The sequence below is a fragment of the Arthrobacter gallicola genome (assembly GCF_014836775.1).
GTDB lineage: Bacteria > Actinomycetota > Actinomycetes > Actinomycetales > Micrococcaceae > Arthrobacter_B > Arthrobacter_B gallicola.
Map to the genome: position 1 here is coordinate 209482 of NZ_JACSQD010000003.1, position 16522 is coordinate 226003.

The 16522-nt window shown below is 64.8% G+C and carries 14 protein-coding genes; 10 read left to right on the forward strand and 4 right to left on the reverse strand.

From position 1 onward, the window contains the following. Positions 1–1800, forward strand: coding sequence for a selenocysteine-specific translation elongation factor (gene selB / locus H9639_RS08200; RefSeq protein ID WP_191807601.1), 1800 nt, complete (start codon positions 1–3; stop codon positions 1798–1800). Here selB and H9639_RS08205 read toward each other — a convergent pair. Then, positions 1797–2408, reverse strand: a complete 612-nt coding sequence (locus H9639_RS08205; RefSeq protein ID WP_191807602.1) for an NAD(P)-dependent oxidoreductase — start codon at positions 2406–2408, stop codon at positions 1797–1799. The two genes, selB and H9639_RS08205, sit on opposite strands and share 4 nt — an antisense overlap. A 336-nt stretch (positions 2409–2744) precedes the next feature. On the opposite strand from H9639_RS08205, the gene H9639_RS08210 reads away from it, so the two are divergent. The 3 genes from H9639_RS08210 (at position 2745) to H9639_RS08220 (ending at position 7311) form a co-directional block, all read left to right on the forward strand. Then, positions 2745–4541, forward strand: a complete 1797-nt coding sequence (locus H9639_RS08210; RefSeq protein ID WP_191807603.1) for an ABC transporter family substrate-binding protein — start codon at positions 2745–2747, stop codon at positions 4539–4541. A gap of 215 nt (positions 4542–4756) precedes the next feature. Further along, entirely contained in the window at positions 4757–6298 is a 1542-nt protein-coding gene (locus H9639_RS08215; RefSeq protein ID WP_191807829.1) for an ABC transporter permease, read from the forward strand. After that, entirely contained in the window at positions 6295–7311 is a 1017-nt protein-coding gene (locus H9639_RS08220) for an ABC transporter permease (RefSeq protein WP_191747001.1), read from the forward strand. The genes H9639_RS08215 and H9639_RS08220 overlap by 4 nt, the downstream gene beginning before the upstream one ends. A gap of 32 nt (positions 7312–7343) precedes the next feature. Here the strand turns inward: H9639_RS08220 and H9639_RS08225 are convergent, their stop codons facing one another. After that, on the reverse strand, positions 7344–7973 hold the full coding sequence (locus H9639_RS08225; protein ID WP_191807604.1) for a PH domain-containing protein: 630 nt from the start codon (positions 7971–7973) through the stop codon (positions 7344–7346). 91 nt (positions 7974–8064) lie between these two features. On the opposite strand from H9639_RS08225, the gene H9639_RS08230 reads away from it, so the two are divergent. From H9639_RS08230 to H9639_RS08240, 3 genes are all read left to right on the forward strand, one after another. Further along, a complete protein-coding gene (locus tag H9639_RS08230; protein WP_191807605.1) occupies positions 8065–9897 on the forward strand; it encodes an ABC transporter ATP-binding protein in 1833 nt (610 codons plus the stop codon). A 266-nt stretch (positions 9898–10163) separates the two neighbouring features. After that, positions 10164–12086 (forward strand): translational GTPase TypA, encoded by a 1923-nt coding sequence (typA, locus tag H9639_RS08235; RefSeq protein ID WP_191807606.1) that lies wholly within the window; start codon positions 10164–10166, stop codon positions 12084–12086. 55 nt (positions 12087–12141) lie between these two features. Continuing rightward, positions 12142–12648: a hypothetical protein gene (locus H9639_RS08240; RefSeq protein WP_191807607.1), complete on the forward strand. Its 507-nt coding sequence runs from the start codon at positions 12142–12144 to the stop codon at positions 12646–12648. Here the strand turns inward: H9639_RS08240 and H9639_RS08245 are convergent. Together H9639_RS08245 and H9639_RS08250 are read right to left on the reverse strand one after the other, a co-directional pair. Further along, positions 12645–13142, reverse strand: a complete 498-nt coding sequence (locus tag H9639_RS08245; protein WP_191807608.1) for an ArsR/SmtB family transcription factor — start codon at positions 13140–13142, stop codon at positions 12645–12647. The two genes, H9639_RS08240 and H9639_RS08245, sit on opposite strands and share 4 nt — an antisense overlap. Positions 13143–13184: 42 nt before the next feature. Beyond that, entirely contained in the window at positions 13185–13424 is a 240-nt protein-coding gene (locus H9639_RS08250) for a putative acetyltransferase (protein WP_191807609.1), read from the reverse strand. A 124-nt stretch (positions 13425–13548) separates the two neighbouring features. On the opposite strand from H9639_RS08250, the gene fdxA reads away from it, so the two are divergent. From fdxA to H9639_RS08265, 3 genes are all read left to right on the forward strand, one after another. Further along, entirely contained in the window at positions 13549–13872 is a 324-nt protein-coding gene (gene fdxA / locus H9639_RS08255) for a ferredoxin (RefSeq protein WP_066295741.1), read from the forward strand. After that, positions 13869–15023, forward strand: a complete 1155-nt coding sequence (gene dapC / locus H9639_RS08260) for a succinyldiaminopimelate transaminase (protein WP_191807610.1) — start codon at positions 13869–13871, stop codon at positions 15021–15023. The genes fdxA and dapC overlap by 4 nt, the downstream gene beginning before the upstream one ends. A 179-nt stretch (positions 15024–15202) precedes the next feature. Next, a complete protein-coding gene (locus H9639_RS08265; protein ID WP_191807611.1) occupies positions 15203–16495 on the forward strand; it encodes a citrate synthase in 1293 nt (430 codons plus the stop codon). Positions 16496–16522: the final 27 nt, after the last annotated feature.

Here is a 16522-nt window from a genome sequence, read left to right on the forward strand (position 1 = left end):
ATGTTTGTCCTGGCAACCGCCGGTCACGTTGACCATGGCAAAAGCACACTGGTGCGTGCCCTGACGGGAATGGAGCCCGACCGGTGGGCCGAGGAACGCCGCCGTGGGCTGACGATCGACCTGGGCTTCGCGTGGACCACCCTGGAATCGGGCAGGGACGTGGCCTTCGTGGACGTTCCCGGGCACGAACGGTTCCTCGGCAACATGCTGGCCGGGCTGGGACCGGTATCCGCCGTCTGCTTCGTCGTCGCGGCCGATGAAGGCTGGCAGGCCCAGTCCAGTGACCACCGCGACGCGATTGCGGCCCTGGGAATCAGCAGCGGAATCGTGGTGCTGACCCGCAGCGACCGGGCGCCCGGCGGCGTCGACGAGGTTCTCGCGCGGGTGCGGGCCGAGCTCGCCGGGACCGGGCTGCGGGATGCGCCGGCCGTCACCGTATCGGCGGTGACCGGGGCCGGGCTCGAGGAGCTGCGCGGCGCCCTGGACCGGCTGGGTTCCTCCCTGCCGGAGCCTGATCCGACGGCCCGGCTCCGGCTCTGGATCGACAGATCGTTCACCATCAGCGGGGCCGGAACGGTGGTGACCGGCACCTTGACCGCCGGAACCCTTGCAGAGGGGCAACGGCTGCGGCTCCTGGGCCAGGACGGCGAGCACACGGTGTCCGTGCGGGCACTGCACAGCCGTAACCGGGCCGTCGAGTCGCTTGGCCCCACCAGCCGCGTTGCGGTCAATCTCCGGTCCGGAGCATCCGCCGGTGCCATCCACCGGGGCGACGTTCTGTTAACCGAGGACAGCTGGCCGGTGGTGGATACCGTGGACATCCGGCGCACCATGGGCGCCGCGTTCCCCGACGCTCCGGGACAACTGGTAGTCCACATCGGCACCGCCGCCGTGCCGGGCCGGATCCGTCCCTTCGACGGGGATCACGCCCGGCTGACACTCGACCGCCGGATCCCGCTGGAACTTGGTGACCGCCTGGTCCTGCGGGCCAGCGGCAGCAGATCGGTCCTGGCCGGGGCGCAGATCCTCGACGTCGATCCGCCCTTGTTGGGCCGCCGTGGCGACAGCAGCCGCCGGGCCAGGGCCCTTGCGGATATGCGGCCCGAGGGGGATGCGCTGACGGAAGTGGCCCGCCGGGGCGTTGTTTCAGTCCAGGAACTGCGCCGAATGGGTGTTGCCGGGCTGGACCGGATGCCCGGCGGAGTGCTGGCCTTCGGCGACACCTGGGTCCATGAATCCGCTTTTGCCGACTGGACACGCAGGCTCCGCGCCGCCGTCGAGCAGCTCAGCGAACGCGATCCGCTGGCGGCGGGACTGTCCCTCGGGGCCGCGCGGGACCTGATCAAGCCGGCCGGGGGAGCGTTGCTGGACAGCGTTGTCCAGGCTGCGGGGCTGGAACACGGGAGCGGCTTCATCCATCTCCCGGGCGGGCGGCAGGGCCTTGGTGCGGCCGAAGCCGGAGTGCGTGAGCTGGAAAGCCGGCTGGCGGCCACGCCGTTTGCCGCGCCCGAGGCCCACGACCTTACTGCCCTCGGCCTGGGAGCCAGGGAACTGGCGGCCGCTGAACGCAGCGGACGCCTGCTGAGGCTGGGCGACGGCGTCGTCCTCCTGCCGAAAGCTCCCGCCCTGGCCATGCGCGAGCTTGCCGCTCTGCCGCAGCCGTTCACCACAAGCGAGGCGCGCAAGGCTCTGGGCACCACCCGGCGGGTCGCGATCCCGCTGCTGGAGTACCTCGACGGCCGCGGCTGGACCAGGCGGCTGGACGCGGGCCGGCGGACAATTGCCCGGAGCCGGCTCTAGCTGCTCAGCCCCAAAGCCTTGCCAACACTGGCATCATCGCTGAGTAGACCGAAGATGCACGCGGCGAGATCCCCCCGGGAAATCGAACCGCCCAGCTTTCCAGCGTCACTCGTTTCGAGAGCCCGCCAGGTTCCCGCCGGTTCCCTGTTCGTGAGGCCGGTGGGCCGGACAAGGGTCCAGTCCAGGCCGGAGCCTTGCACAGCACGTTCCTGCTCATTGTGATCCGCCAGCGGTTTGGCCAGGACGGTGCGCATGATCAGCCGGAGCGGACCAGGCAGCTGGGACGCCGAGTCTCCAGCGCCCAGCGAAGACTGCACAACCAGTCTCCGCACCCCTGTTTCCTGCATCGCGTCGATGACGGTCCTGGTGACCGCCGCACGGTGCTGGGCAACGCCCTTGGCTCCGCCTACCGTGACGACGACGGCGTCAGCTCCGGCCACGGCCGCGGCGGCTGCCGCCGGGTCAGCAGCATTCCCCGCGACAGCCCGCACCCCGTCCGGTGCACTTCCGCTGCGCGAGAGGGCCGTGACCTCATGGCCGGCGTCCCGGGCCAGGCGGGCCAACTGCGCCCCTGTGCCTTTGGATCCACCGATAATCGTGATTTTCACGTCTTCCCCTGCTTCGTGTGGCTGCTGATCCAAGCAGTTTATCGGGGACGCGAGCCGGGGGAGCAGGGGACGCCACTCGGCCACCGGCAGCAAACTGGCATGGTGAGCGGACAAGAATAGAGCATCACCAGGGTGTGCGCCAGGCCACATCCCCAAATTCGTTTTTCCAGGTTGCAAACGTGTAACAACCGTGTCCTGCTGTGAACCAGGTTACGACCCAGTAGGGGTCAGAGGCTTACTCTTCTACTCATATGCGACGAGACACGCAGGAACTGCGCTGTCCGTCCTTCCGGTAATCCCGCCGGAGAGAAACCGCACTAAGAATTAGGAGGCGGAATGCGTTTCGGACGTATTTCCAAAGCAGTGGGAGTCGCAGCAGCAGCTGCGCTTGCACTGAGCGCCTGTGCTGCGAACCAGGGGACCACCGATAACGGGTCCACTGACAGCGAGAGCACCGGCGGATCAGTCCGCGTCGTAGAGGTTAACGCCTTTAGCTCGTTCAACAGCCAGACGGCGAACGGCAACGTGGATGTCAACGGCAAGATTGCGTACGCGACGCACTCCGGGTTCAACTACATCACTGACGAACTTGAAGTGGTGCCGCTGGAAGAATTCGGTTCCTATGAGAAGGTCTCCGACGACCCGCTGACGGTCAAGTACACCGTTAACGAAGGAGTTAACTGGTCCGACGGTGAACCCGTCGATGCTGATGACCTGATGCTGCTGTGGGCCGTGAACTCCGGCCACTTCAACGATGCCACCCTGGATGACGAGGGAGCGGTTGTCTCCGGCACCAGCTACTTCGATTACGCCGGGGACACCTCCGGTCTGGGCCTGACCAATGTGCCCGAGGTCGGCGATGACGGACGAAGCATCACCATGACGTACTCCGAGCCCTTCGCTGACTGGGAGGTTGCATTCGGCCTGATGTCAGACGGCGGTGTGAACGTTCCCGCTCACGTGGTGGCTGAAAAGGCAGGCCTGGCCGACGGCGACGCCCTGATCAAGCTGATCCAGGAGAGCCCGGCCGGCGATCCGGCCAACCCTGCCCCGGTCAACGAGGAACTGAAGGCAGTCTCTGACTTCTGGAACACCGGCTTCGACACCAAGTCCCTGCCCTCGGATGCCTCGCTCTACCTCTCCAATGGTCCCTTCATCGTTTCAGCCATTGATCCGGAAAACTCGATGACGCTGGTCCGCAATGAGGACTACACCTGGGGCACCGAACCCAAGGTCGACGAAATCAACGTCCGTTACATCGGTGACTCCCCGGCGCAGGTCCAGGCCCTGAAGAACGGCGAAGTGGATATCATCGCTCCGCAGGCTTCAGCCGACACCGTGGCACAGCTGGAAGCCATCGACGGCGTGACCATCAACAGCGGCAACCAGCTCGCCTACGATCACCTCGACCTGAACTTCTCGGGCGTTTTCGCCGAGCAGAACGTACGCGAAGCCTTCATGAAGACTGTTCCCCGCGACGCAATCGTTGACTCGATCGTCAAGAAGCTGAACCCGGATGCAGCCCCGCTGAATTCGCAGATCTTCCTTGCCGACCAGCCCGGCTATGAGGAATCCGCCAGCAACAACGGGTCCTCAGCCTACGGCGAGGTGGACATTGAAGGCGCAAAGGAACTCCTGGCCGGTGCCACCCCGGAAGTCCGGATCATGTACAACAAGGACAACCCCAACCGCGCTGACGCCTACACGCTGATTGCCGAGTCTGCTTCCCAGGCCGGCTTCAAGGTCGTCGACGGCGGCCTGGGCGCTTCCGACTGGGGCTCGGCCCTGGGCGGCGGCACCTATGATGCATCGATCTTCGGCTGGATCAGCTCGGGTGTTGGCGTCAGCAGCGTTCCGCAGCTCTTCAAGACGGGTGCTGCGTCCAACTACAGCGGGTTCTCGAACCCCGAGGCTGATGCCCTGATGGATCAGCTGATCGTTGAAACCGATGTGGAAAAGCAGCGCGAGCTGCAGACGCAGATTGACAAGCTGATTTGGGATTCCTCCTTCGGCCTGCCGCTCTTCCAGTCGCCGGGCGTTGACGCGCACAGCGACAGCATCAGCGGCATCAACTCCTACATGCCCAACCAGACCGGCGTCTGGTGGAACTTCTGGGAATGGGAAGTCAAGTAATTCCGGTGGCCTGAGCGCCATGCAGTAACCCGCAAGGCGCCGGGGCCTCCACGGCCCCGGCGCCTTGCCTCTTTCCAAGCTCCTGCTTTCCACGGCCCTCCCGCGCCTCCGGCAAGTGATTGGGAACTACCAAATTCCCAGCCACTATGACCTGCACTACACTTCTGCGAGTGCCGGGAGAACCCCCGGACCGTACTAATGAGGCTGACAACTTTATGGTTACCTACATCGTCCGGCGGCTTTTGACCGCCGTGCTAATCCTCTTCGGGGCTTCCTTCCTCGTCTACCTCCTGACAGCGGCGTCAGGGGACCCCCTGCATGATCTGCGTGAAAACCCTGCCCCTAACCGGGAAGAACTGATCCGCAGCCGCATCGAGCTCCTGAACCTGGACGTCCCGGCCCCACTGCGCTATTTCCACTGGCTCGGCGGCGCCGTGAAATGCCTGGCGCCCTTCGTGGCCACCTGCGACCTGGGCCAGAGCGTCCAGGGTGAAGCCGTAACCGACGCCCTCGGCCGTGCCATGGGCGCCACGATCCTTCTGGTCACCACCGCAACGGTTCTGGCCATCATCGTGGGCATCTCCCTGGGTATCATCACCGCCCTGCGCCAGTACAGCTCACTGGACTACAGCGTGACCTTCATGGCCTTCCTGTTCTTCTCCCTGCCGATCTTCTGGCTGGCCGTCCTGCTCAAGGAATACGGTGCCATCGGCTTCAATGACTTCCTGGCCGACCCGACCATACCTATGTCCGTGGTCCTGGGAGTGGGATTGGCCAGCGGTCTGATCTGGGTTGTTTTCGCCGGCGGCTCCTGGCAGCGCCGCGGCGTCGCTTTCGCCGCAGGCTTCGCCGTTGCGGCCGTCATTCTCTACCTGCTCGGACTAACCGGCTGGTTTACCGCCCCCAGTCTCGGGCCGGTGGTGATTGCCCTGACGGGCGTCGCCATCGCCTACGGGGTGACCCTGCTCAGCGCGGGGCTGAAAAACCGCAAGGCCCTGTATTCCGCCCTGATCACCGTGGCCATCGGGGTCATGGCCTACTACGCCGTCCAGCCGCTGCTGAACTCGGCTACCTGGATCATGATCCTGCTGCTGGCACTGGCGACGGTCGCCGTCGGCTGCCTGGTGGGCTACCTCATGGGTGGTTACGACCGCGGGCAGAGCATGCGGGGCGCTGCCCTGACCGGCCTGCTGGTTGGTGGTCTCATTGTCCTTGACCGGTTTATGTTCACCTGGCCTGCCTACATGGCCAACTCCCGGATCCGGGAAAGGCCCATCGCCACCGTGGGTGCATCCACTCCGGGGCTCGACGGCGATTTCTGGATCAGTGGACTGGACACGTTCACCCACCTCCTGCTGCCCACCATCGCTCTCCTTCTGGCCTCCCTAGCCAGCTACAGCCGCTACTCGCGGGCATCGATGCTGGAAATCATGAACATGGACTACATCCGCACCGCCCGGGCAAAGGGCCTTTCGGAGCGCACCGTGGTGATGCGCCATGCTTTCCGCAACGCTTTGATTCCGCTGGCCACCATCGTTGCCTTTGACATCGGCGCGCTGATCGGCGGCGCCGTCATCACCGAGCAGGTCTTCGCCTTCAGTGGCATGGGACAGATGTTCGTCCAGGCACTGCAGCGGGTTGATCCCAACCCGATCATGGGCTTCTTCCTGGTGACCGGCATTCTGGCGCTGGTCTTCAACCTGGTGGCCGACCTTGTTTATACCGTCCTTGATCCGCGCGTAAGGGTGAAGTCATGAGCACGACGTTTTCCGCCGAAACCCCCTCCAATCCGCCCGGCACAGATCCTGAACTGCCCCAAGCCAAGGTTGTAGGACTGTCGCAGGGACAAATTGTCCGAAAGCGTTTCTTCGATAACACTGCGGCGATCATTTCGCTGGTGGTCTTTGCCTTGATCTGCGTCCTGGCGTTCACCTCCATTGGATTCGCTGGTATCCCCGGTTGGTGGAAGTACGACCACCGGCAGTTCACCGAGCAGATTAACGGCGGCGCGCCGACCTTCGTGAACATCTTCAACTGGGGTGAGCATCCCTTCGGCCAGGACCGGATTGGCCGGGACATGTTCGCCATGACCATGCGCGGGACGCAGCAGTCCATCATCGTGATGTTCCTGGTCGGCGCCATTGCCTGTGTGGTTGGTTCCGTGGTCGGAGCTGCCGCGGGCTACTTCCGGGGCTGGGTTGAAGCTGTGCTGATGCGCCTGACGGACGTCGTTATCATCATTCCGATCATCGTGATGGCCGCAGTCCTGGGCCAGATCGCCAACCGCCTGGTTGGGGAAGGAATCGGCGTTATCCTGCTGGGCATCTTCCTGGGCCTGGCGACCTGGACGTCGCTGGCCCGGCTGGTGCGCGGAGAGTTCCTCTCGCTGCGCGAACGGGAATTTGTCGACGCGGCCCGGATCGCCGGCGCTTCCAACAACCGGATCATCTTCAAGCACATCCTGCCCAATGCGGTGGGTGTGATCATTGTGAACACCACGCTGCTGATGTCAACGGCCATCCTGCTGGAGACCTCGCTCAGCTACATCGGGTTCGGTGTGCAGCCTCCGGACACCTCCCTGGGGCTGCTGGTCAGCCAGAATCAGGAAGCATTCCAGACCCGCCCGTGGCTGTTCTGGTGGCCCGGCCTGTTCATCGTGTCGATCTGCCTGTGCATCAACTTCATCGGCGACGGCCTGCGGGATGCTTTCGATCCGCGGCAGAAGAAGTTCAACGCCAAAAAGGTCAAAACGAAGACAGTAGGCAGCTAGTGGGAATGCTGCTGTCCCGGAGGGGGCTGGGCTTAGGCCAGTCCCGTCAGGGCGAAGAGCGCAACAGCCAGGCCCGGCAAGCCCAGCAGCCAGCGCCAGTTGGCCGTGCTGCGGACCGTCGCAGCGTCCGTCTGGTCCGCGTCGATTCCACCGGCATTCACCAGGGCCTCCCAGCGGCTGCGGACCAGCCGTGCGGCCTGTCCGGAGTCGGTGTGGCTGAGGTCGCCGGGACGGACCGAGCCGCCGGCACCGTACGTGGTCCCCGGGAGGTTGCGGACATGTTCGGGCTTTCCCGTGTGGGTGCCCCAGACGCCCGGCGCCGGAGCCGCCCAGGCCGTGTAGGAACCGTGTGGTGTGATGAGCTTCAGAGCGAAGCGCGTGTCCACATGGATCAGTGCGGCCCAGGGAACTTCGATGGTCCGGAACGGATTCTGCAGAGCCACACCATCGGTATCCACGCGGACGCACGGATACCAGAACAGCCAGCTGGCCACCGCGGGAATGAGCAGCAGGGGAGCCGTGGCCAGCAGCCCGGAAAACCCGGAGCTCAGGAACGCGGACACCATGGCCGCCAGAGCCAGCAGCCCGGCAATTCCGGTGAACCACAGGGTGCTCCGGGGACGGAAAACGGCAGGCTCAGGCTTGCTCATCGGGATCGACATACCCCCATCGTTACAGCATTTCCAGGAACCCCTGCAATCGGCCCGATGACCCGGGACCGGCGCGCAGCCTGGACGGAAGGAAACCACCGCCATGACTGAAACCATTATTGGAAGTTCGGGCACAGCCAGCAGCCAGGAACGGCCCCCGGTCCTGGAGGTACGCGGCCTCTCGGTTGACTTTGGCGTGGATAAGGAATGGGTGCCCGCCGCCGTCGAACTGAATTACCACGTCAACGCCGGTGAAGTCCTGGCCATCGTGGGAGAGTCCGGATCCGGCAAGAGCGCAAGCTCCATGGCGCTGCTGGGCTTGCTGCCCACGAACTCCCGGGTAACCGGCGAAGTCCTGCTGGACGGCAAGTCCCTGCTGGGACTCTCGCCGCACAAGCTCCGCCAGGTCCGCGGCAACGACGTCGCGGTGATTTTCCAGGAGCCGATGACGGCGCTGAACCCGGTCTACACGGTGGGTTTCCAGATTATGGAGACGCTGCGGCTGCACAACGAAATCTCCCCGGACGAAGCGAAGCAGCGTGCACTGAAACTGCTGGCCATGGTGGAGCTGCCGGACCCGGAGAAAGCATTCAAGTCCTACCCCCACCAGCTTTCGGGCGGCCAGCGGCAGCGTGCCATGATCGCCCAGTCCCTGTCCTGTGATCCGAAGCTGCTGATCGCGGATGAGCCGACGACGGCCCTGGACGTGACCGTCCAGGCCGAAATCCTCGACCTGATGCGGAACCTGCGCACCAAGCTGAATTCGGCCATTGTCCTCATTACCCACGACATGGGCGTAGTGGCGGACCTTGCCGACCGGATCGCCGTGATGCGCCACGGCGTCATAGTGGAGACCGGGACGGCCAAGGAAATCTTCGCAAATCCGCAGCACCCCTACACTCAGGCGCTCCTGGAGTCCGTTCCGCACCTGGGACAGGGATCCGTTGGGGAGGACGTGGACGTGGTCGCTGCCCTGGCAGCAGCAACCAACGTTGAGCTGGAAACGGTGGACCAGGCCGAGCTGGCCCGCCGTGAGGAAATCGTCCTCGCCGGCCTGGACACCGCCTCATCTGCGGCAGGTGCTCCGGCGGCCGAACCGGTGCTGGTGCTGGAAAACGTTGCCATCGAATACCCCAAGCAGGGCCGCGTCGCGGCGTTCCGCGCCGTCGAAGGCGCGAATCTCTCGATCTTCCCCGGACAGGTCATGGGCCTGGTGGGTGAGTCCGGTTCGGGTAAGACGACGATCGGACGCGCCGCCGTGGGCCTGCTGCCCGTTGCCGAGGGCGAACTGCGCGTGGTGGGCACGGACATCTCGGAACTGAAGCCCAACTCCAAGGCCATGCACCAGCTCCGCCGGCAGGTGGGCATGGTCTTCCAGGATCCGTCCTCTTCCCTCAACCCCCGGCTACCGATCGGCGAGAGCATCGGTGAACCGATGTTCCTGGCAGGAGAGGCCAAGGGGGCCGCGCTCCAACAGCGGATCGAAGAACTCCTGGACCAGGTGGAACTTCCCCGCGCCTACCGCAACCGGTACCCGCATGAGCTTTCCGGCGGCCAGAAGCAGCGCGTGGGTATTGCCCGTGCCCTGTCCCTGAAGCCCAAGCTCATGGTGGCGGATGAACCGACGTCGGCCCTGGACGTTTCGGTGCAGGCCAAGGTGCTGGAGCTGTTCCAGAACCTGCAGCGGGAACTCGGTTTCGCCTGTCTCTTTGTCACGCACGACCTGGCGGTTGTGGACGTGCTGGCGGACAACATCTGCGTGATGCGCCACGGCCGGATCGTGGAACAGGGCACCCGCGACCAGATCCTGCGGAATCCGCAGCAGGAATACACCCAGCGTCTGATCGCCGCCGTGCCGCTTCCGGACCCGGATAAGCAGCGCGAGCGCCGGGAGCTGCGGGCCAAGCTGAACGCCGGGTCCGGCGCCCTGGACTAGTTCTGCCCGGCTGTCTCTCCAGAGGAAGGCCCTCACCGCCTAAACGGGCTGGTGGGGGCCTTCCTGCCTGCCTGGAGACAGCGCATTAGGGAACCTTTGCCAAAACGACTAGAATGGTACGGTGCCCGCTGACGGCGGCCTCTCGGCGATTTCTTACACGTGTGTTCCTACGCAGCATTTGTATAGAACTGCCGGACTATCCGGAATCGAACTCCGGACCACTGTGAATCATCCCGAACGTTTACCAATGAATTGAGTCTTCACGCATGTCAGAAACCAACACGGCTGTGAACAGCGCTGTGCGAAGCGACCTCCGGAACGTTGCTATTGTGGCCCACGTTGACCACGGCAAAACGACCCTCGTCGACGCCATGCTCAAGCAGACGAACTCCTTCGCATCCCACGGAGACGTTGAAGAACGCGTGATGGACTCCGGCGACTTGGAGCGCGAAAAGGGCATCACCATCCTGGCCAAGAACACCACGGTGTTCTACAACGGTCCGGCGGCCAAGGGCGAAACCATCACCATCAACGTGATCGACACCCCCGGCCACGCCGACTTCGGTGGCGAGGTGGAGCGCGGCCTGTCCATGGTGGACGGTGTTGTGCTCCTCGTTGACGCCTCCGAGGGCCCGCTGCCCCAGACCCGCTTCGTGCTGCGCAAGGCCCTTGCCGCCAAGCTGCCGGTGATCCTGCTGGTCAACAAGACCGACCGCCCCGATGCCCGCATTGACGAGGTTGTCAGCGAAGCCATGGACCTGCTCCTGGGCCTGGCCTCCGACCTCGCGGACGAAGTTCCGGACCTGGACCTGGACCTGGTCCTGAACGTTCCCGTTGTCTACGCCGCAGCCCGTGTGGGTGCCGCGTCCCTGGAGCAGCCGGCCGATGGCCAGGCTCCGGCCAACGACAACCTGGAACCGCTGTTCCAGACCATCATTGATCACATCCCGGCCCCGACGTACGACCCCGAGGGTGTCCTGCAGGCACACGTGACCAACCTGGACGCCTCGCCGTTCCTTGGCCGCCTCGCGCTGCTGCGCATCTTCAACGGCACCCTGCGCAAGGGGCAGCAGGTTGCCTGGGCCCGTGCCGACGGCACCATGAAGACCGTCAAGATCACCGAGCTTCTGGCCACGAAGGCACTGGAACGCGTTCCGGCCGAATCCGCTGGACCCGGTGAAATCGTCGCCGTCGCCGGCATCGAAGACATCACCATCGGTGAAACCCTCACCGACGTCGACAACCCCAAGCCGCTCCCGCTGATCACGGTCGACGATCCCGCGATCTCGATGACCATCGGTATCAACACCTCGCCGCTCGCCGGCAAGGTCAAGGGCGCGAAGGTCACCGCACGCCAGGTCAAGGACCGCCTCGACAAGGAACTGATCGGCAACGTCTCGCTCCGCGTGCTGCCGACCGAGCGTCCCGACGCCTGGGAAGTCCAGGGCCGCGGCGAGCTCGCCCTGGCCATCCTCGTGGAGCAGATGCGCCGCGAAGGCTTCGAACTCACCGTCGGCAAGCCGCAGGTTGTGACCAAGCTGATCGACGGCAAGGTCCACGAGCCGATGGAGCACATGACCATCGACGTACCCGAGGAATACCTTGGCGCTGTCACCCAGCTGCTGGCCGCCCGCAAGGGCCGTATGGTCAACATGGCCAACCACGGCACCGGCTGGGTCCGCATGGAGTTCATTGTTCCGGCTCGTGGCCTGATCGGCTTCCGCACCCGGTTCCTGACTGAAACCCGCGGCGCCGGCATCTCCGCCTCCATCGCCGAGGGCTACGAGCCGTGGGCCGGCCCCATCGAATACCGCACCAACGGTTCGATGATCGCCGACCGCGCCGGTGTGGTTACTCCGTTCGCCATGATCAACCTGCAGGAACGCGGATCCTTCTTCGTGGAGCCGACCTCCGAGGTTTACGAGGGCATGATCGTCGGTGAGAACTCACGCGCCGATGACATGGACGTGAACATCACCAAGGAAAAGAAGCTCACCAACATGCGTGCAGCCTCCTCAGACACGTTCGAGAACCTGACCCCGCCGCGGAAGCTGACCCTGGAGGAATCCCTCGAATTCGCCCGTGAGGACGAATGCGTTGAGGTCACCCCCGAGTCGATCCGCATCCGCAAGCTCATTCTGGACGCCAACGAGCGCGCCAAGGCCAACCGCGCCCGCGCAAAGGCCTAGCACCATCGCCACGGCAGCCACTTCCGGTCACCGGGTCCCGCGTCTGCGGGGCCCGGTGGCCGTGGTTCTGGGTGCCGTGGCAGCGGCCGTCCTGGGGACGTCGCTGCACGCCCAGACGATCTTCGCCGGGGAAACGGCCCTGCCGCTCGGAGCGGCCGGTGCGCTGGTGTTCAGCGCCGCCGCCGCCGTTCTGGCCGGCCTGTGGGCCCGTTCCATCCTGGTCAGTGCCCTGACCGGGGCGTTGACCTATGTTTTGCTGGGATTCTTTACCCTCGATGTCTTCGGCGGTCCGCTGATCGTTACCGGAACCGTCTCTGACCTGAACCTGCCGGTCACCACCGCCGGACTGATCTGGATTTACGGGCAGGCAGCCGCAACAGTCGCTGCGGTGCTTATCACTGCGCGCGTGCTGCGCCGGGAAGCCGCGTTCCAGCGCTCGGTGGCTGCGCACTCGGTGGCTGCGCAGGAGCCCCTGGGCTACGGGACCGATCCGGGATACCGTCCCGGCGAAGCCGGAACCATGCAGGGCGGAGAGACCGGCCGGCAGGAACCGCCCGCCTAGTTTCCCGCGGGGTCCAGGTGATGGGCCAGCAGGAGCGAGGTCGGCGTACCGTCGGCATCCGGTCCGCGCGCAGCGTACTCATCGAAGACCGCCCGCAGCTTAGCCATCATGGCGCTGCGGTTTTCCTCGTTAAGGCACACGCCCATCCGCACCACATCAATGTCGGCCGGAGACAGGCCTTCAATTTCCTGCCGGAAGGTCTCCAGCAGCACCGCCTTCGTGCCTTCCGGGAGTGACGTCTGCCAGCTCAGGCCGGTGGCACGGTAGGGGATTTCCTTCGCCCCGCGGTTGCCTGTGCGTGGTTCCCCGGCGCGCAGGAACCCGGTGCTCAGCAGCGTCCGGACATGATGCAGAGCCGTTGCCGGATTCAGCTCCAGCGCCTCGGCAATTTCCTTGTTCGTCCGTTCCCGGTGCAGGCACAGCCGCAGGATGCGCACCCGCACGGGAGAACTTAGGGCCCGTCCACGGGCTTGAACTACCTCATCGCTCGGCATCACCTCAGCATACGCCCGCGGGTCCTGGCCCTTCGGCCGGGATCAGGGTGCCGAGCGCGGTCGGCGCCGCGGGGGAGCGTCCGGGACGGGTTTGCCGGCGGTCACCGCATCCCAGGCGATAAAAACCTCCCCGGTCCGGGTGGCTATCGTGCAGCCGGCGGGGTCCAGCGCCGTGATGGTTCCCAGTGCATCGGTGAGCCCGCCCTCGATCCGGTAGCGGACGACGGCGCGGCTCCCGGTACCAGCCGCGCGCAGGCGGGATTCGGGCGTCTGGGAAGTCATCGTTACATAGTACGCGCGGGCCCTCCGGCTGGGAGATAATGGTGTGGGCTACTAACGTGGAAGCATTACCTCGTGGACAGCCGCTGATCGGCGGTATTCCGCACACCAAGGAAGGCAAAGGGACGTGACGTACGTAATTGCGCAGCCATGCGTGGATGTTAAGGACAAGGCATGCATCGAAGAATGCCCCGTGGACTGCATCTACGAAGGTGAACGCTCCCTCTACATCCATCCCGACGAGTGCGTTGACTGCGGCGCCTGCGAACCGGTCTGCCCTGTCGAAGCGATCTACTACGAGGACGACACGCCTGAGGAATGGGCCGACTACTACAAGGCCAACGTTGAGTTCTTCGACGACCTGGGTTCCCCGGGGGGCGCCGCGAAGCTTGGTAACACGCACAAGGATCACCCGTTGATCGCCGCCCTGCCGCCGCAGAACCAGGAATGAGCGGCACCGTCTCCCGGAGCTTCGGTCTGAACCTCCCGGAGTACCCCTGGGAAGCCATGGCGCCCTACGCCCGGCAGGCCGCTGCCCACGCCGACGGAGCGGTGAACCTGTCCATCGGGACGCCGGTGGATCCAACACCCGGTTTTATTCAGGACGCGCTGGCTGCAGCAGCCGACGCGCCCGGATACCCCACTACACACGGCACGCTGGAACTGCGCCAGGCCATCGCCGGCTGGTTCGCCCGGCGCAGGGCGGTTCCCGGCCTGGACCCGCAGGACATCATGCCGACCGTGGGCTCCAAGGAGCTTGTGGCCTGGCTCCCGCTGCTGCTCGGGCTCGGGGCAGGCGACGTCGTCGTGCGTCCCACCGTTGCGTACCCCACCTATGACATGGGCGCGGTCCTGGCCGGCGCCACGGCCGTGGCCGCTGACGACCTGGACGAGCTGGATGAGCAGACCCGGTCCAGGGTCCGGCTGGTCTGGGTGAATTCGCCCGGCAACCCCACCGGAATTGTCCGCGACGCCCAGTCGCTGGCCCGGCTGGTGGAGCAGGCACGGGCGCTGGGCGCCGTTGTGGCCTCCGACGAGTGCTACGCCGAGCTGGGCTGGGGCGAATGGGACACCGCGCGGGGAGGAGCTCCGGTGCCGTCGGTCCTTGACCCGCGGGTGAGCGGCGGCAGCAACGATTCGCTGCTGGCCGTCTATTCGCTCAGCAAGCAGTCCAATGTGGCCGGCTACCGGGCCGCGTTTGTGGCCGGGGACTCCGCGATCATCGCCAACCTGGTCAACAGCCGCAAGCACGCCGGCATGATCGTCCCGGCACCGGTTCAGGCCGCGATGGCGGCCGCACTGTCCGAAGACGGGCACGTCGCCGCGCAGAAGGACAAGTACCGGGCCCGGCGCGAACTGCTGGTTCCGGCCCTGGAAGCCTTCGGCCTGGACATCCGGCACTCCGAGGCCGGTCTTTACCTCTGGGCCACCGCCGGGGAAGACACCTGGCAGACGGTTGAGCGGTTCGCTGAACTGGGAATCGTCGTCGGGCCGGGCGTCATTTACGGGGACGCGGGTGCCGGATACATCCGTGTGGCTCTGACCGGCAGCGATGAAAGAATTGCCGCTGCCGCTAGGAGATTGACCGAAGCCGCGGGTTGATTGGCCCGGAACACGGTGCTGCCATGTTGCGCTTGCACAACAAGATGATTACCGATTAGTGGTATCGCCCGGTCAGCCGGTAGCGTTTTAGCGAAATAGATTAAGCACCGAATGTGGACTATGGGCGCTCCCGGACGAGGGCCCGTAGCAGTGGGTTCTGCAACTCCTGAAGGAGAAAAATGACTGAGCGACCGAGTGCCGAGCTGCACTATGGGACCGACCCGGGGGACAAGCTGGAGCTGCCCCGTATCGCGGCCGAAGAGGGCAACGACGGCTTCGACGTATCCAAGCTGTTGAAGCAGACCGGGACGGTCACCTTCGATCCCGGCTTTATGAACACCGCGGCAACCACCTCGGCGATCACCTACATTGACGGCGACGCAGGAATCCTGCGCTACCGCGGCTACCCCATTGAACAGCTGGCCAAGCACTCGAGCTTCCTCGAGACGTCTTACCTGCTGATCTACGGCAACCTGCCCACTGCCACGGAGCTGGAAAACTTCGACCACCGGATCCGTCGGCACACGCTGCTGCATGAGGACCTCAAGGGCTTCTTCGGCGGCTTCCCGCGGGACGCGCACCCCATGCCGGTGCTGTCCTCCGCTGTCAGCGCCCTCTCCACGTTCTACCAGGACTCCCTGGACCCCTTTGATGATGAGCAGGTGGAACTCTCCACCGTCCGTCTCATGGCAAAGCTTCCCGTGATCGCGGCCTACGCCCACAAGAAGAGCATCGGCCAGCCCATGCTGTACCCGGACAACTCCATGAACCTGGTGGAGAACTTCATGCGGCTCTCCTTCGGCCTGCCGGCCGAGCCGTATGACGTGGATCCGAAGCTGGTCAAGGCACTGGATCTGCTGCTCATCCTGCACGCAGACCACGAACAGAACTGCTCGACGTCGACCGTCCGCCTGGTCGGCAGCTCCAACGCCAACATGTTCGCTTCCATCTCCGCCGGTATCAGCGCCCTCTTCGGCCCGCTGCACGGCGGTGCCAACGAAGCCGTCCTGAACATGCTCCGCCAGATCCAGGCCACCGGCATGCAGCCGGAAGACTTCATGGAAAAGGTGAAGAACAAGGAAGACGGCGTGAAGCTGATGGGCTTCGGGCACCGCGTCTACAAGAACTACGATCCGCGCGCCAAGATCGTCAAGGCCACGGCACACGAGATCCTCAAGGACCTCGGCGGCAACGACGAGCTGCTGGACATCGCCATGCGGCTGGAGGAGAAGGCCCTCGCGGACGACTACTTCATTGAGCGTAAGCTCTACCCGAACGTGGACTTCTACACCGGCCTCATCTACAAGGCGATGGGCTTCCCGGAGAAGATGTTCACCGTGCTCTTCGCGATTGGCCGTCTGCCCGGCTGGATTGCCCAGTGGCGCGAAATGATGCAGGACCCGCAGACCAAGATCGGGCGTCCGCGCCAGCTGTACACGGGTGTGCCGGAGCGTAACTACCCGGAACGCTAGAACCAAAGCAAAAAGGGCGGGGCCGCC